This window comes from Synechococcus sp. CCY 0621 (assembly GCF_019038465.1).
Taxonomy (GTDB): domain Bacteria; phylum Cyanobacteriota; class Cyanobacteriia; order PCC-6307; family Cyanobiaceae; genus Cyanobium.
This window is the reverse complement of record NZ_JAFKRH010000008.1, coordinates 1-540: the sequence shown is the minus strand read 5'-3', so window position 1 is coordinate 540 and position 540 is coordinate 1. Positions and strand designations below refer to the sequence as shown.

Below are 540 nucleotides of genomic sequence, written 5' to 3'. Positions count from 1 at the left end.
CAACGGCCCCGTCCCGTTGATCTCCTATGTCGTCACCGACGGCTCCGGTCTCAACGACTCCTCCACCCTTTCCATCACCGTCACACCGGTCAACGACCCGCCCGTCAACACCGTCCCGGCGGGCCAGAGTGTCAATGAAGATACCTCCCTGTTCTTTAACGGCGCTAATGCCATTGCCGTCAATGATGTCGATGGCAATCTCGCCAGCACACGATTAACGGTTACCAACGGCATCTTGACCATTGGCGCTCTCAACGGTGCCTCCATCAGCAGTGGTGGCAATAGCACCAGCAGCCTCACCCTCAGTGGCAGCCAGGCCCAGATCAATGCCGCCCTCGCCACCCTCTCCTATCAGGCCAACCTCAACTTCAACGGCGCCGATACCCTCACCGTCCTCTCCACCGACAGTGACGGCACACCCCTCTCGGACTCTGACACCGTCCCCATCACCGTCACACCGGTCAACGACGATTTCACCGACGCCAACGAAACCCTCTCCATCGCCGAGGACAGCGGCACCACCACCGGCAGCCTCCTGGC

The 540-nt window shown here is 61.1% G+C and carries 1 pseudogene; it reads left to right on the top strand.

Annotated features, from left to right (window positions below):
- Window positions 1–16: 16 nt before the first annotated feature.
- Window positions 17–540, top strand: a pseudogene (locus KUG43_RS01585) (Ig-like domain-containing protein); the annotation flags it as partial.